This window comes from Streptomyces asoensis (assembly GCF_016860545.1).
Lineage (GTDB): Bacteria > Actinomycetota > Actinomycetes > Streptomycetales > Streptomycetaceae > Streptomyces > Streptomyces asoensis.
Window position 1 is genome coordinate 289,231 of sequence record NZ_BNEB01000006.1, and the last position, 15,296, is coordinate 304,526.

The 15,296-nt window shown below is 71.9% G+C and carries 11 protein-coding genes; 4 read left to right on the top strand and 7 right to left on the bottom strand.

Annotation, left to right across the window (positions count from 1 at the left end):
* Window positions 1-11: 11 nt before the first annotated feature.
* Entirely contained in the window at window positions 12-566 is a 555-nt protein-coding gene (locus tag Saso_RS37740) for a cupin domain-containing protein (RefSeq protein ID WP_189927284.1), read from the bottom strand.
* Between the two features lie 70 nt (window positions 567-636).
* Window positions 637-1,704 (bottom strand): type III polyketide synthase, encoded by a 1,068-nt coding sequence (locus Saso_RS37745; protein ID WP_189927285.1) that lies wholly within the window; start codon window positions 1,702-1,704, stop codon window positions 637-639.
* Between the two features lie 449 nt (window positions 1,705-2,153).
* On the opposite strand from Saso_RS37745, the gene Saso_RS37750 reads away from it, so the two are divergent.
* A complete protein-coding gene (locus Saso_RS37750) occupies window positions 2,154-3,473 on the top strand; it encodes a multidrug effflux MFS transporter (protein WP_189927286.1) in 1,320 nt (439 codons plus the stop codon).
* Window positions 3,474-4,196: 723 nt separating this feature from the next.
* Here the strand turns inward: Saso_RS37750 and Saso_RS37755 are convergent.
* From Saso_RS37755 to Saso_RS37770, 4 genes are all read right to left on the bottom strand, one after another.
* Window positions 4,197-4,556: a DUF3099 domain-containing protein gene (locus Saso_RS37755; protein ID WP_189927287.1), complete on the bottom strand. Its 360-nt coding sequence runs from the start codon at window positions 4,554-4,556 to the stop codon at window positions 4,197-4,199.
* 209 nt (window positions 4,557-4,765) lie between these two features.
* Complete coding sequence (gene qcrB / locus Saso_RS37760; protein WP_189927288.1) at window positions 4,766-6,577, bottom strand: cytochrome bc1 complex cytochrome b subunit; 1,812 nt, start codon at window positions 6,575-6,577, stop codon at window positions 4,766-4,768.
* Window positions 6,578-7,009: 432 nt separating this feature from the next.
* Window positions 7,010-8,548: an FAD-dependent oxidoreductase gene (locus tag Saso_RS38875; RefSeq protein ID WP_189927289.1), complete on the bottom strand. Its 1,539-nt coding sequence runs from the start codon at window positions 8,546-8,548 to the stop codon at window positions 7,010-7,012.
* Between the two features lie 562 nt (window positions 8,549-9,110).
* On the bottom strand, window positions 9,111-10,529 hold the full coding sequence (locus Saso_RS37770; RefSeq protein WP_189927290.1) for a nitrosuccinate lyase: 1,419 nt from the start codon (window positions 10,527-10,529) through the stop codon (window positions 9,111-9,113).
* Between the two features lie 163 nt (window positions 10,530-10,692).
* Between Saso_RS37770 and Saso_RS37775 the strand changes: the two genes are divergently transcribed.
* Entirely contained in the window at window positions 10,693-11,967 is a 1,275-nt protein-coding gene (locus Saso_RS37775) for an RNA-guided endonuclease InsQ/TnpB family protein (protein WP_189927291.1), read from the top strand.
* On the opposite strand, the gene Saso_RS37780 is transcribed toward Saso_RS37775, so the two are convergent.
* Entirely contained in the window at window positions 11,915-13,888 is a 1,974-nt protein-coding gene (locus Saso_RS37780) for an FAD/NAD(P)-binding protein (protein WP_229901530.1), read from the bottom strand. The two genes, Saso_RS37775 and Saso_RS37780, sit on opposite strands and share 53 nt — an antisense overlap.
* A 440-nt stretch (window positions 13,889-14,328) precedes the next feature.
* On the opposite strand from Saso_RS37780, the gene Saso_RS37785 reads away from it, so the two are divergent.
* Together Saso_RS37785 and Saso_RS37790 are read left to right on the top strand one after the other, a co-directional pair.
* Window positions 14,329-15,009 (top strand): hypothetical protein, encoded by a 681-nt coding sequence (locus Saso_RS37785; RefSeq protein ID WP_229901522.1) that lies wholly within the window; start codon window positions 14,329-14,331, stop codon window positions 15,007-15,009.
* Window positions 15,006-15,218 carry a hypothetical protein gene (locus Saso_RS37790; protein ID WP_189927292.1) on the top strand — a complete coding sequence of 71 codons (213 nt, stop codon included), beginning with the start codon at window positions 15,006-15,008 and terminating at the stop codon, window positions 15,216-15,218. Before Saso_RS37785 ends, Saso_RS37790 begins: the two co-directional genes overlap by 4 nt.
* Window positions 15,219-15,296 lie beyond the last annotated feature (78 nt).

A 15,296-nucleotide genomic window follows, 5' to 3' on the forward strand; every position in this document is an offset into this window, starting at 1 on the left:
CTCATCGTTGTTTACGCTCCGCGCGATTCGGAGGAGTGGGGATCGAGAAGGGCGGGCGGTTCGTAGCGCTGGGGCGTGATCTGGCTGACGTCGTAGCGCTTGCGCATCTCGTCGATGGCGACGGGATCGATCCCGCCGGCCGCCCAGATCTCCGCGATCTCCTCGAAGTACAGCTCGTGAACGGGTGACGGGTAGCACTGGAAGAGCATCCGCGCCGGTTTTTCGGAGGCGTTCCTGAAGGCGTGCGGAGTTCCGGGCGGCACGAACATGAAGGCACCCTCGGTGGCACGGACGGCCTTGTCCCCGTCGGGTGACTCCCATTCGTGCCAGTCCTGTGCGGTGCGCAGGGTCGGCTCGAAAGCCAGGAGCTGGAGCTCCCCTTCCAGTACGTAGAAGAACTCCTGCGCATCGCTGTGGACGTGCGCTCCGACATCGAATCCGGGGGGTACGACCACCTCGAATATCGATATGGAGGAGCCGTGGTCCTTGGTGGCCTTGAAGGTCACTTCCTGCGCTTTGCTGATCAGCTTTCGCCCCTGCCCGGGCGGGAGGATGAGGCCAGTCATGGAGTCAGCTTCCTTTGTCCGCACAGAGTTTCACTTGAGCGAGGGTGCGGTGCCGGGTGGGGTGGGGATGTCAGTCCAGTTCCCGGGGGCCGTCGGTGCTCCAGCGGCCGAGCGCCATCTCGGCGGTGATGCCGGGGCCGAAGCCGGCGATCAGGCCGGTGGCGTCCTGGAGGGGGGTGTCCTCCTCGAACAGCCGGCGGGCGGCGTCGAAGACGACGGCGCTGGCGATGTTGCCGTACTCGGTCAGCGTGGACCAGCTGTGGCGGAACACCGTGCGGTCGACCTCGAGGAACTTGGCGAGGTCGTCCAGGATGCGCGGGCCGCCGGCGTGGACGATGTAGAAGTCGAGGCTCCCGGCGTCCCAGCTGTGGTCCTTGGCGAACTCGCGCAGCACCGGCGCGAGCGGCTCCATCGTGCCGGGCACGCGGCGGTCCAGCTGGAAGTGGAAGCCGGTGTCCTTGACCGCGTAGGAGATCCAGTCCTCGGTGTGCGGGATGAGGTAGGAGGCGTTGCGCTCCAGCTCGATGCCGACCCCGCCGTTGCCGCGTACGACGGCGGCGGCGACGGCGTCGCCGAACAGTCCGTCGGAGAGCAGGGAGCCGATGTCGTCGGCCTCGGGCTGGTAGCACAGCGAGCACAGCTCGCAGGAGACGATCAGGACGTTGCTGCCGGGGTGGGCCAGGCAGAAGTCGTGGGCGCGGTTGACGGCCGCGCCGCCCGCCGCGCAGCCGAGCTGGGCGATGGGTATCTGGCGGGTGTCGAAGCGGAAGCCGAGCGTGTTGATCAGCCAGGCGGTCAGCGACGGCATGCTGAAGCCGGTGCACGACACGTAGATGATCGCGTCGATGTCACGGGCGGCGAGATCGGCGTTCTTGAGGGCCTCTTCGATGACCGGCGGCGTCAGCTTCCTCGACTCGGCCTCGTAGATGCGGTTGCGTTCGGTCAGGCCCGGGTGGCCCAGGGTCTGCTCGATGGGCTGGACGATGTGCCGCTTCAGCACTCCGGTGTTGCGGATGAGCCGGAGCGCCAGGGGAAGCTGCGGCTTTCCGGCGTGGGCTTTCGCGGCGAACTCGAGAGTCTCGTCGATCGTGATGACGTGTTCCGGCGCGCTCACCGCGGGCTTGCATAGCCTGGCCATATCTGGGCTCTACTTTCTCTAGAGTCTGCCTTCTGTACCTGACGAATCTGCGCACAGCTTCCGGAGAGGGCGCGGCACACGGAAAGAACACCGCGGCGCGCGGGGATTCGGAGCGAGAGGAAATCTGCGCCGCCCTGAGAAGGGCGCGGCCTCACCAGTACAGAACCGGTGTACACATGCTCAATCCCCTGCCTCAAAATGATTTCGGGCAGGGAAGGCGTGCGGAAATAGTGACACGGCCGAACTCTCCGCGCCAAGGCCGTTGTCGCGCGATCCGGGGCATCCCGAGGGAAACTCCAGCAGCGCACTGACGAGTCTCGACTCCGGCCGTCGGAGGGCAGGGCCGGCAGGCCCTCCCGCCTCGGGCGCCACCCGCGCGCTGCCCGTTCTGTAGCGGCCTGCTGCGAGCATCGGCCCTAGCCACACAACGACTTGGACGCGGAGGGCGCATGTCTCAGCAAGCCGAGGAAGCCACCGCCGGAGGCGAACGATTGCCAGGGGTGCGCTCCCCGGCGAAGGGCAGAGGGGACTCGGCCGGCACGGGTACGTCGGCGCGCCGGACCGGGCTCCTGGTCACCGTTCTGCTCGGCGCTCTGGCCGCGGTGCCGCCGATGTCGATGGACATGTACCTTCCGGCCCTGCCGGAGGTGACCCGCACCCTGGGCTCGACGGCCACGACCGTGCAGCTCACCCTCACCGCCTGCCTGGCGGGTATGGCGCTGGGGCAGCTGGTGGTGGGCCCGATGAGCGACCGGTGGGGGCGGCGCAGGCCGCTGCTGGCCGGGCTGCTCGCCTATGTCGTGGCGGCCGTGATGTGCGCCCTGGCCCCGAACGCCGAGGTGCTGATCGGCTTCCGCCTCCTTCAGGGGCTGGCGGGATCGGCCGGCATCGTCATCGCCCGGGCCGTGGTGCGCGACCTCTACGACGGCCTGGCCATGGCGCGGTTCTTCTCCACCCTGCTGCTGATCTCCAGCATCGCGCCGATCGTCGCGCCCGTCATCGGCGGCCAGGTCCTGCATGTCACCGACTGGCGGGGCATCTTCCTCATCCTCGCCGCGATCGGCGTCGCGCTCACCGTGCTGGTGTGGCGCCGGCTGCCGGAGACGCTGCCGCCCGAGCGGCGCCAGAGCGGCGGGGTGCGCGGCGCGCTGTGGGTCATGCGCGGGCTGTTCGCCGACCGGATCTTCACCGGCTACCTGATGACCAACGGCTTCACCTACGGGGCGCTGTTCTCCTACATCGCCGCCTCGCCGTTCGTGATCCAGGACATCTACGGGGCGTCCCCGCAGACGTTCTCGCTGCTGTTCGGCCTGAACTCGCTGGGGCTGATGGTCGTCGGCCAGATCAACGGCAAGGTCCTGGTCGGCCGGGTCCGCCTGGACAAGGCCCTCGGCTGCGGGCTGGCGGTGCTCGCCCTGGCCGGGGTGATGCTGGTGATGGTGACGGGGGGCGTCTTCGGCGAGGTCGGCACGGTGCCGCTCGCGGCCAGCCTGTTCGTCATGATCTCCGCGCTGGGTCTGATCCTGCCCAACACCAACGCCCTGACCCTGATGCGCACGCCGCACGCCGCGGGTTCCGCCTCCGCGCTGGTGGGCACCTCGTGCTTCGTCATGGGGGCGATCGCCTCCTCCCTCGTGAGCTTCGCGGGCAAGGAGACGGCGGTGCCGATGGCCATGATCCAGCTCGGCAGCGCGCTGGCCGCGATCGCCTCCTTCCTGGGAGTGTGCCGCCCGTGGCGGAACCCGGCGCCGGAGAAGACCGACCACTGAACACCCCTCTGTGCACGTCCCGCCCGCGCCCCACCCCCACCGGCGGTCACCCGGCTCGAACAGCCGGGTGACCGCCGTTCGTTGTGCGTGCGGCGCGCGCGGGCGCGCGGGCGCGCCTGTGGCGCGGTCAGGTGTACGTGGCCGGGGGCCGGTGCGTATGCGGCCGCGGGCCGGTCGGCCGGTCGGCTGGACGGTCGCGGCGAGGGCTGTCCGGGCCCCGCGGGGGTTCGGGCCGGGGTGCCCGTTCTCGGCGCGGTGCGGCGCGGGCCCATGTCCGGCGCCGCCGGTCCCGGTCGCTGGGGCCTCTGCCGGCGGGGCGGTCTCAGGTGATGAGCTCCGCCGCGTCGGCAACTCGCTTTTCTCGGCGACGAGTTCAGCGAGGCGGCCGCAGGAAGGGGCGTCACGCAGGCCGCGGCGTATGCGCGTGGGACCGCGGCACGTAGGCGCGGTACCGGCGGCGGGGCCGGGCCTGCCGGTGCGCACGGGGCGGCAACTCGCCCGACCGTCCGCCGAGTTCGGAGGGGGCGGAGACGGAGGAGCCCGTCGTGGCGGCGGGTTCCGGGGCGGCTCGCGCCGGGATGCCGTAGGCGCAGGTGTCCGTCCGGGCCGGTGTCCATGCGGGCCGGTGTCCGTCCGGGCCGGTGTCCGTCCGGGCCGGTGCGCGTGCGGCCGGTGTCCGCGCGGGAGTCGTGGCCGGGGCGTGCCGGGGGCGGCGGTGTCCGGTCAGGCGGCTGTGTTGCGCTCCGGCGGGAGGATCAGCGTGGGCTCCAGGGGCACGCGGGCGGCGGCGGGCTCCTCGTGGACCTCGACCAGGGCGATGCGGGGCCCGCGCTGCTGGCGCCAGCCCGCCTGGGCGGCGACCACGGCGACGTAGGGGATCACCACACCGCCGACGAGGGCGCAGACGGCGACGACGGGCCAGCGGCTCCAGGTGAGGGTCATCAGGACCACGCAGGCGCTGCGCACCAGCATGGCGGCGATGTAGCGGCGCTGGCGGCCGCGCAGGTCCTGGGACAGGCCGGTGCGCGCGCGGGTGATGGACTCGGTCCGGGGGCCGGCCCGGTGCCATGGGGTTCGGCTCACGGGGTCTCCTGAGCTCTTCCGGCGTCGGCGCCGGGAGGTGGGTCCCGGCCGGTCGGCCGGGCGGGTGTGCCGGGCTGTACGGCGCGGGGTGACCGGCCGCCTCGACGGCGGGTGCGACGACGGCGGGTGTGACGACGGCGGCGCGGGTGACCGTCCCCTGATCACCCGCGCCGCCGTGCCGGCCCTTCTACCGCGTCACGCCCGCGGGGTCAGTGCAGCTCCTGGTCCGGCTCCCGCTCCCCCACCGCGGCCGGCCGGCCGTTGTGCGGGTGCCCGTTGGAGGAGGCGTGCCCGTTGGAGGCGGCATGACCGTTGGACGAAGCGTGGCCGTTGGAGGAGGCGTGACCGTTGGAGGAGGCGTGGCCGTTGAGGGAGGCGGTCGCGCCGGGTGCGTGCGCGAGGTGCTCCAGGGCCTGCCGCAGCTCCTGCGGTGTCGGCTTGGCGACCTGCCCGCCGTACAGCCAGCGGCTGAGGCGGTGGCGCAGCATCTCCTTGCGGCTGCGCGGGTTGGGCACGCCGTCGTGCTGGGCCGCGGGGGCGGGCAGCACCTCGCGGATCTCCCGGTCCAGGAGGGTGAAGCCCTGCGCGGCGTCGAGGGGTGCGTGGACCTCGACGAACTCGCCGTGCGGCAGGCGCTTGATCTTGCCCGTCTCGCGGCCGTGCAGGAGCTTGTCCCTGTCGCGCAGTTGCAGGCCCAGGCAGATCCGCCGGGTGACGATGTACGTCACGGCCGGGACGAGGAAGATCCCGATCCGTACCGACCAGGTGATCTGGTTCAGGGACAGGTGGAAGCGTTCGGCCAGGACGTCGTTGGCGCCGCCGAAGAACAGCACGAGGTAGAGGGCCACGAAGGAGCAGGCGAACGCGGTGCGCGTGGGATGGTCGCGGGGCCGGTCCAGGAGGTGGTGTTCGCGTTTGTCGCCGGTGACCCAGGCTTCCAGGAACGGCCACAGGGCGATCACCATCATCATCACGGTGGGCAGGATGACCGCCGGGATGAGGACGCCGAGGTTGACGGTGTAGCCGCCCGGCACGGTGAACTCCCAGGCGGGCATGGCCCGCAGGGCGCCTTCGAGGAAGCCCATGTACCAGTCGGGCTGGGAGCCCTGGGAGATCTGGTCGGACCGGTAGGGGCCGTAGGTCCACACGGGGTTGATCTGGGCGATGCCGGCCAGCAGGGCGAGCAGGCCGAAGACGAGGAAGAAGAACCCGCCGGCCTTGGCCGTGTACACCGGCATCAGGGGCTGGCCCACGACGTTGTTCTCGGTGCGGCCGGGGCCTCTGAACTGGGTGTGCTTGTGGTAGAAGACGTAGATCAGGTGGATGCTGACCAGGGCCACCAGGATGCCCGGGATCAGCAGGATGTGGATGCTGTAGAACCGCGGGATGATCTGGTCGCTGGGGTACTCGCCGCCGAACAGGAACATCGTCAGGTAGGTGCCGACCACCGGGATGGCGAGGGTGACGCCCTCGGCGATGCGCAGGCCGGTGCCGGAGAGCAGGTCGTCGGGCAGTGAGTAGCCCACGAAGCCCTCGAGGGTGACCAGGACCAGCATCACGAAGCCGATGAGCCAGTTGACCTCGCGCGGCCTGCGGAACGATCCGGTGAGGAAGTGGCGCAGCGTGTGGATGCACAGCGCGCCGATCATGATCAGGGCCGACCAGTGGTGCAGCTGGCGGATGAGCAGGCCGCCGCGCACATCGAAGCTGATGTGGAGGGTGGAGGCGTAGGCCTGGGACATCGGGATGCCCTGGAGCGGTACGTGGGATCCCTGGTAGACGGTCTCGCTCATGCTCGGGTCGAAGAACATGGTGAGCCAGATGCCGGTGAGGATCAGCACGATGAAGCTGTAGAGCGCGATCTCGCCGAACATGAACGACCAGTGGTCGGGGAAGACCTTGCGGATCAGGAACCGGAAGTTGTAGATCCCCAGCCGCTCGTCCGCCCAGTCGGCGATGCGTTCGCCTTTGTGCACCGGGGTGCGCGCACTGTGCGACGCCCTCTCCTCGGTCGTGCTCATACCTGCGCGCCCTCCCCTCGCCGCTCGGCCGTCACAGGCACACCCGGTCCGGCCGGTGCGCGGTCGGTGAGGGGGGCGGCCTGCCGCGGCGCAAGCGGGCCCGTGCCCTTGAGCGGTTGAAACGCTATCCACGTGCCGCCGAACAGGACAACCGCGCTCAAGTCAGACTCAAGTCTGAACTCAAGTGTTTCTTGAGCGAGTTGATGGTCTGCGGGGGCCGCTGTCCGTCCGGTGGTGTGGTGCGGCCGGTGCCTGGTGTCGGTCAACTGGCCTTGTGGTACTGGGTGGTTGGTGTTGGGTGTCGGCCGTCTGTGGGTCAAGTGGGCTGTTCCGTTTGCTGGTTGCTCCACTCCCGTCATGCGGGGAGCGTAGGACAGCGTTTTTCGGCCCGCGACGGTGGACAACGCGCCAGGTGGCCCGAAAGCGTGGGGTTCACGGTCGGTTCCGGTCGCCGGCCGGGGCCGGGGCCGGCCAGTGCGCCGAGGAGCCGGCGGGCCGGGTGCGGCGCGAGACGGTGGCGACCCCGATGACGGGTGCGGCCGGTGCGGCGGGGCGGCGCCTGCGGGCGGCGTCCTGGCCGTGGGTGGCGCTGGGCGGCCATGCGGTGGGGGCCGGGTCGCGGCGGGGCCGCAGGGCGGCGCGCAGGGCGTGGGGCCGCAGGGCGGCGGCGGGCGGGGCGAGGGCCTGCTGCCATTGCAGCAGCAGGGTCGCCGCGTGCCGGTCGGTGGTCGCGGCCGCCGCGATCCGTGCCGCGTATCCGCCGGCCAGCCGGGCGCGCAGGGGGGCCGGCGTCTCGGGGGGCGCCGGTTGCGCGGTGGTGGCCGCGCGCCAGGCGGGTGCCAGGCGGTGGGCGAGGGCCCGGCGCAGGCGGTGGCTGATGCCGACGGCGGTGCCGTGGGCGGTGAGCAGGTGGTCCAGGACCAGGGCGCCGTGCACGGCGAGGGTCATGCCGTGGCCGTGCGCGGGGTCGAGGGCGACGAAGGCGTCGCCGACGACGAGGAACTGGTCGGGCCAGCGGCGCAGCTTCTCGTAGTGGCGCCAGCGGCTCGTCACCGGGCCGCAGCGGTAGACGGGGCCGAGCGGGGTGGCCGCGGCCAGCAGGTCGTGCAGCAGCGGGCTGCGCAGGGCGCCGGCGGCGCGCAGGAGTTCGGCGTGGTCGGCGGGCGGCGCTGTGCCGTCGGCGTTGCCGAGCGACACCGACCAGCGGCCGCCTTCGACGGGGTGGAGCAGGCCGGTGCGGGGGTCGCCGGGAGCGGCCATGAGCGTGAGGCTCTTCCAGTCGGCGACATGGCCGATGGGTGGCGCGTACAGGGCGGTGGCGTAGGCGGTGGGGGTGCCGGCGAGGGACTGGGCGGGTGGTTCGTAGCCGAGTTCGGTGAGCCACTGGGGTGCGCGTGAGGCGCGTCCGGAGGCGTCCACGACGAAGTCGGCGCGGATCAGGCGGCGGGGGGTGCGGCCGTCGGGTGCGGTGCGGTCGCGGCCGCGTGCCCACACGCCGGTGACGGTGTCCTGGGGGCCGGGTTCCAGGGCGACGACGTCGTGTTCGGTCAGGAAGGTCACCTTGGGGTCGGCGCGCAGCCGGTCGCGGATCGCCGCGTCGAGGAGGTCGCGGCCGGTGCTGAGCATCGACAGGTCGGTGTCGAAGCGGGGCAGCCAGCCGGCCGGGCCGAGGAGCAGGGTGTCCTGGGGGATGCGGACGTGGACCGCTCCGGCGCGCAGGAGTTCCTCGCCGATGCCGGGGAAGAGCTGTTCCAGGCCCTGCCGGGCGGCGGTCATGAGGCTGTGGGTGTGCCGGGCCTGGGGCAGGCCCCGGCGGCGGCCGGGCCCGCGGGGCAGCCGGTCGCGTTCGATGACGGTGACCCGGTCCATGAAGTGGGCCAGGGCGCGGGCCGCGGTGAGCCCGGCGATGCTCGAACCGATCACCACGGCGTGGCCGTGGCCCCCGCCGACAACACGTGCGTCCTGGTTCAACTCGGCCGCCTCCCCTGTGCGTTGTGGTTGCATCATGCGGTGCGGGGCGGTCGGCGCGGTCAGGCTCCAGTGCGTCTCCAGCGGCGTTCGAGGCGGACGCGAGGGGCGCTCGAGCGCCGGCGCGGGCCGGGCGGTCCGCCGCAGGCGGCCGGACCAGCACAGCCACCCCCGCCGGGCCCCCTCGCGAGCCCGCCGCCCCTCCCCCACCGCCGCCGGCCCTGCCCGGCGACGCCACGACGGCCCCGCTCCCCGCGCGGCGGCGGTCTCGCCCCGGCCCCGCGACGGCCTCGCCCGGGACGCCAAGTCGCGGCCTCGCCCGGCCCCGCCGACGCCTGCCGCCGCGTGCGGCCGACGGCGTGCCCCGGCCGCCGTGAACGGTCCGCCGCCGCACGGGAGACGGGCCCGGCTCGTCCGCTCCGGCCCCGTGCGGACGGCGTAGCCCGGCCGCCGCCGACAAGTGCGCCGCCGCGCGGGAGACGGGCCCCGGACGCGTCCGCCCCGGCGCCGGGGCCGCGTTTCTCCCCCGTACCCGGTGTGGCCCGGGGCGTTGTGTCTCGTGGGATCAGGGGGGCGGGGTGGCCAGGGCGCGGTCGGTGAGGGGGCCGGCGAGGCCGGTGTAGCCGGCCGGGTCGAGCAGGACGGCCGCTTCCTCCCGGCTCAGGACGCCCGCGAGCTGCGGGAGCTGGCCCAGGACGTCGGCCAGGGGCAGGCCGGTGCGGGAGGCGAGGAGCGAGGCCCGCGTCAGCAGTTCCTTGGCGGCCGTCTTGCCGATGCGTGGTGCCAGGACGGCCGAGACCCGCTCGGAGACGAGCTGTCCGCCGGTCGCCTGGAGGTTGGCGCGCATCCGTTCGGGGTGGACGGTGAGTCCCTGGGCGAGTTCGACGGCCGTGTGGGCCGCGCCGCCGGCGAGGCGCAGGCATTCGCGCAGTGGCTGCCATTCGGCGTGCCAGACGCCGGCCGAGCGTTCGTCCTCGGTGTGCAGGCCGTGCAGCAGCACGGTGGCCAGGGCGGGGACCTGGAGGGCGGCGGAGCGGATCAGGGTGGCGAGGACGGGGTTGCGTTTGTGGGGCATCGCCGAGGAGGCGCCCCGTCCGGCGGCCGCGGGCTCGGCCACCTCGCCGATCTCGGTGCGGGCCAGGACCAGGACGTCCGCGGCGATCTTGCCGAGGGCGCCGGTGGTGTGGGCGAGGGCGGCCGCCAGGTCGGCGACGGGGGTGCGCAGGGCGTGCCAGGGCAGTACCGGGGCCCTCAGGCCCGTCTCGTCGGCGAACGCGGTGCCCAGTTCGTGCAGGACGGTGGCGGGGTCGGCGTCCTGGCCGGCGTACTGGAGGTAGCCGGCCAGGGTGCCGGCCGCGCCGCCGAGCGCCACCGGCAGGCCGTCGGCGGCCCGTTCGAGGCGCTCGACGGCGTCCAGGACCAGGGCGCGCCAGCCGGCGGCCTTGAGGCCGAAGGTGGTGGGCACGGCGTGCAGGGCGAGGGTGCGGCCGGCCATGACGGTGTCGCGGTGGGCGGCGGCCAGGTGGGCCAGTGCCCCGGCGACGGTGCGCAGGTCGGCGGTGATCAGGTGCAGGGTGCGCCGGGCGACCAGCATGGCAGCGGTGTCGAAGACGTCCTGGCTGGTCGAGCCGCGGTGGACGTATTCGGCGGAGTGCGGGGAGCGTTCGGCGACGACCGCGGTGAGGGCCTTGACCAGGCCCACGACCGGGTTGGCGGTCTCGCGTGCGGCGAGCGCCAGTTCGCGCAGGTCGAGCAGGTCGGCGCGGGCGGCGGCGGTGATGTCGGCGGCCGCCCGGGCGGGCAGGGTGCCGCAGCGGGCCTGGGCGCGGGCCAGGGCCGCTTCGGCGTCGAGCATCGCCTGGAGCCAGGCGCCGTCGCCGACGGCGGCCTCGGCGGGGGTGCCCGCCCGGACCGGGGAGAGCAGTCCCGCATCCAGGTGGGCGGACAGGGTCTGCGCCGACGGGGATGTGTGCACAGAACTCATCGAGTTTTACCTTCGTGGATACCCTGGCCTACAGGCAGGGGAGGAATCGAAGCTCTCACGGAGCAGGGCAGAAGGACCTGGCTCGTCGTCAGGGCGGGATGGCGGGGGTGACCGTCCACCGGCCACCCCCAGGGCGCTCACGGAATCTGATCGACGGCGAGGCATGGCGCAGCAGGTCAAGCGGGCGTTCAAGTACCGCTTCTACCCCACGGACGAGCAGGCGCGTGAGCTGTTGCGCACGTTCGGCTGCGTCCGTCTCGTGTACAACAGGGCGCTCGAGGAACGCACTCGGGCCTGGCACGACGAGCAGCGTCATATTTCCTGTGCGCAGTCGTCGGCGGCGCTGACTCAGTGGAAGAAGACCGAGGAACTGTCCTACCTGGCGGAGGTGTCGTGCGTCCCGCTGCAGCAGGCGCTGCGCCATCTCCATTCGGCGTTCGGGAACTTCTTCGCCAAGCGCGCGAAATATCCTCGTCACAAGAGTCGGAAGAAGTCTCGTGCGTCGGCCGAGTACACCCGCAGCGCCTTCACTTGGCATGAGGGAAAACTGACTTTGGCCAAGACGGCCCAGCCTTTGGACATCCGCTGGTCGCGTCCGCTTCCCGAGCGCACGGAGCCGAGCACGGTGACCGTGTCCCGTGACGCGGCGGGACGCTGGTTCGTGTCCTTGCTGTGCGAAGACACGATCGAACCAGCCCTCGCCACCCCGGCGACGATCGGCCTGGACGCCGGGATCATCTCCCTGGTGACGCTGTCCACCGGGGAGAAGGTCACCAACCCCCGGTATGAGCGCCGTGACCGCGTCCGTCTGGTCCGCGCCCAGCGTGAGCTGTCGCGCAAAAAGAAAGGATCGGCGAACCGGGCGAAAGCCCGCCGCAAGGTCGCCCGCGTGCATGCGCGGATCGCCGACCGGCGCCGTGCCTTCCTGCACAAGCTGTCGACTCGGCTCGTCCGTGAGAACCAAACGGTCGTGATCGAGGACCTCACCGTCCGTAACCTGCTGAAGAACGGCAGGCTCGCCCGCGCCATCTCGGACGCGGCCTGGACGGATCTCCGCATGATGCTGGAGTACAAGTGCGCCTGGTACGGGCGCGAACTCGTCGTGGTCGACCGCTGGTTCCCCAGCAGCAAGCTGTGCGGAACCTGCAACACCGTCCGCGAGAAGCTGCCGCTGCATGTCCGTGAGTGGACGTGCGACTGCGGCACCGTGCATGACCGCGACCTGAGCGCGGCACGCAACATCCTGGCCGCTGGGCTGGCGGCGTCTGCCTGTGGAGATGGTGTAAGACCTCAACGGGAGTCCTCCCGGACGGGGCAGTCGTCGATGAAGCAGGAACCCCAGCGGGCAACCGCTGGAATCTCCCGTCTTCAGGTGGGAGAGGAAGTCAAGCGCTGGCCCTCTCGTTCACGGTGTGCGGTTGTGGTGCGGGGCGGGTGAGGGCGGGCAGGGCGAGGACGGCCGCGGCGATGGCGTCGGAGTCCTCCAGGGTGACCGAGCCGACGCCGGGTCGGATGCCGGCGGCGGTGACCCAGTGCACGGACTCGGTGGGCACCCCGTAGGCGAAGCGCCGCGGGTGGGGTACGCCGTGGGCGTCCAGGACGTGGTAGGGGCGTTCGGTCACGGCGAGGCCGCCGGTCTCGTGGTCCGCGGTGCGGGTGCCGTCGCGGCCGGGGATGCGGTAGGGGTGGCACTGGCCGGTGCGCAGCAGGTGGTTCATCAGGGGGTCCGCGGTGCGCCGCAGGTCGATCTCGGGCAGGCGGGCCTCGATGAGGACGGTGGCGCGTACCCGCACGTCGGGGATGGCGCCGGAGGTGGCGGTGAAGCAGGGGCCGTGGGGGTCGTGGGGGTCGGCGTCGACGTGCAGGGCGGGGCCGGTCACGTCGAGGATGCCGGCGTCGATGAGGGCGGCCATCTCCTCGATGCGTGAGGCGGGCGGTCCGATGGACAGGTAGGCGTTGAGCGGTGTGTACCAGCCGTCGAGGTGGTCGCGGTGGGACGCGGCGCTCAGGCCGGCGTGGTCGACGGCGAGCCGCAGTTCGTTGCGCAGGTCGCGCAGGACGTCCAGGGCGGCCTTGACGGGTCCGCTGACGTTGCCCTGGCGGGCCAGGCGGACGTCGTCGTCGAGGTGGGCGCGCAGCCAGCCGCGGAAGGCGGCCTGGTCGGGGAAGGTGCGGTTGCCGTAGGGGCGTGCGACGCGTTCCCAGTCCCAGCGTTCGGCGGCGGTGATGCGGCGGGCGTCGAGGAGGGCGTCCTCCTCGGGTCCGGGTTCGGCCTCCAGGTAGGCCTCCACGAACTCCTCGACGGTGTCGGGGTTTTCGTGGCGGGCGGTGAGCAGGGCCGCGTAGTAGACGCTGCACACCTCCTTGGACACCAGCGGCCACAGGTCGGCGGCGAAGTCGATGCCGGCGCTGTGGGGGGTGCGGGCGCGCAGGTCCGCGATGTAGCCGGTGGTGAGCAGGCGCGGGTGGTAGCGGCCGTGGGCGCCCTTCTCGTTCTCGCCGCGTGCCTGGTAGGGCACGCCGCGGCGGGAGCCGGCGTGCAGGCGCGGTTCGCGGCCGGAGGGCCGGTAGCGCAGCCGGCCGTCGGTGCGGGTGAAGACGCCGCCCCTGCCGTGGGTGAACAGGGCGAGGTAGTCGAAGAAGTTCAGTCCCAGGCCGCGCAGCAGGACGTGTTCGCCGGGGCGGATGCCCGACAGGTCGGCGTCGGCGGGGTTGGCGGGCGGCAGGTAGGTCAGCCCGTGCTGTGCGGCGTAGCGGGTGAGTTCCTGTTCGGGGCCGGAGAGCCGGGCGGGGACGTGTCCTTGGGCCAGGACGACCGCGGAAAGGCCGCTCAGGCGGGTGCCGTCGTCCAGGACGACGCTCTGGGTGCCGGGCAGGGTGTCGTCGTCGTGGACGGCGACGGCGCGCCGGGGGTGGGTGTGCACCGTGACGTGTGCGGCGGTGCGGGCCACGACCCGCTGGAACGCCCAGGTCAGGTAGCAGCCGTACAGGGCGCGGGTGGGGTAGGTGTCGGGGCCGAGGCGGCGTGCTTCGGCGAGGATCTCCTCGTCGTAGCCGGGGTCGGCTTCGAGGGTGTGGGAGTCCAGGGCCTTGGCCCACTGGTACAGGCTGGGTCCTTCGTCCAGCGGGCCGTCGATGCGGACGCTGGCGTCGGTGTAGACCGTGACCTGGCAGGACACGGTGTTCATCAGCAGGTGCCGGGACTGCGTGGGGCGCCATACCCGTCCCGAGCCCGGCGGGTCCGGGTCGACGACGTGCACGGTGACGGTGTCCCAGCGCGGTGACTTGCGTTCTTGTGCGCTGAGCCGTTCGAGTACGGACAGGCCGCGCGGTCCGGCGCCGACGAGGCAGACCTCCAGGTGTGCCGTCGTGTGGCCTGCGGTGGTGGGCGGGGCGGATCCGCGGGGGTGCGGATCGCCGAAGGGCAGGGGGTCGTACAGGTCGTGCTCGACGGCCGCCGTCACCAGCGGCCCTGCGGTGAGTGCGACGCTCACTGAGCGTTCGCCTCCATGGGTACCGTCCACAGCGCCTCCTTCCTGCGAGAACCGTCGGGGCAGGCGCTCAACCCCTGCTCGGTCCCGGATGGAAGCAGGCTCGAGAGGCGGAAGAAGGCGTGGTCCGGGCGGTGCGGCAGGTGCCGGCGGGTGTGCGGGCCGGTATCTCCGTCGGGGCGCGAACGGGACTGTATCGAGGCTCCAGCATCCGTCGGTACGTTCGTGGAAAAGCGTCACCGAGCAGTGGTTTGTGGCCCGTTGTGCACATTTCCTGACTCGGCTGCTGCGAGCGACGGGGAACGCGTATGGAATTCATGAAGGTCGCGGAGGGCGAGCCGCCTCATGAAGGAGACTCGATGAAGGCCGACTTGTGCGTCAGAAATCACTCCCCTGAAGTCATCTCCGCCACCGGGAACGTCCTTTGTGTTTCTTGCGTGCGGCAGGTGGAACGTCATCTGCGTACGCTTCCGGGTCTGCACCGGGAAAGCCTGCACCAGGTGTCGCCGACGGCGCGCGGGACCAATCCCACCCGCGTTTCGGGAAGTCGCAGGCGGGATCATCTGAACATCTCGGTGATCGACGCCCGTTCGCGTGTGCTGGCCGTGCTCGAATCGTGGTCGGACGTCGTCGCGGAGAAGGCGGGCGTGGCCGTGCCGGGGCGTTCCGTGCCGGAGCTGGCGCGGTTCCTGGCGCAGCATCTGCAGTGGTTCGCGTCGGTGCCCCCGGGCGCCGACTTCGCGGACGAGCTGGAGAGTCTGGTCGCCGAGGTGCGCGGCACGATCGACCCCGGTCCCGGCGGGGCGGGTGCTCTGGTGCGTGCGTGTGTGGTGGACGGCTGCGGCGGGACGATCAGCGTGTCGCCGGGCAGCGGCGGCGCGGTGGGGGCCAGCAGCATCGGATGTTCTTCGGGGCATTCCTGGGAGATGCCCGAATGGCTCGAACTGAGGCAGCTCATGGAGCGGCAGCGAAAGGGTGTCCGGGCATGACGAAGCCGCCACGTCACCGGCTGGTCCCCACGAATGTCGCGGCGCTCGCCGTGGGGGTGTCCGAGGCGACGATCCGCAAGTGGGTCAGCCGCGGGAAGATCACCCGTTACGGTGCGCCGAACTGCCGCTCGGAGTTCGACATCGACGAACTCACGCAGATCGCCGTGCAGCGCCGTTCCCGCCCCGTGCGGGAGGGGCCGGCGGCCTGAACCGGGACATGGGCCCGGGAATTCTGGCCGGGTGGCCCGTCATTTTTTCGAGAATTTTCCGGATGTTGCGATCTCGAT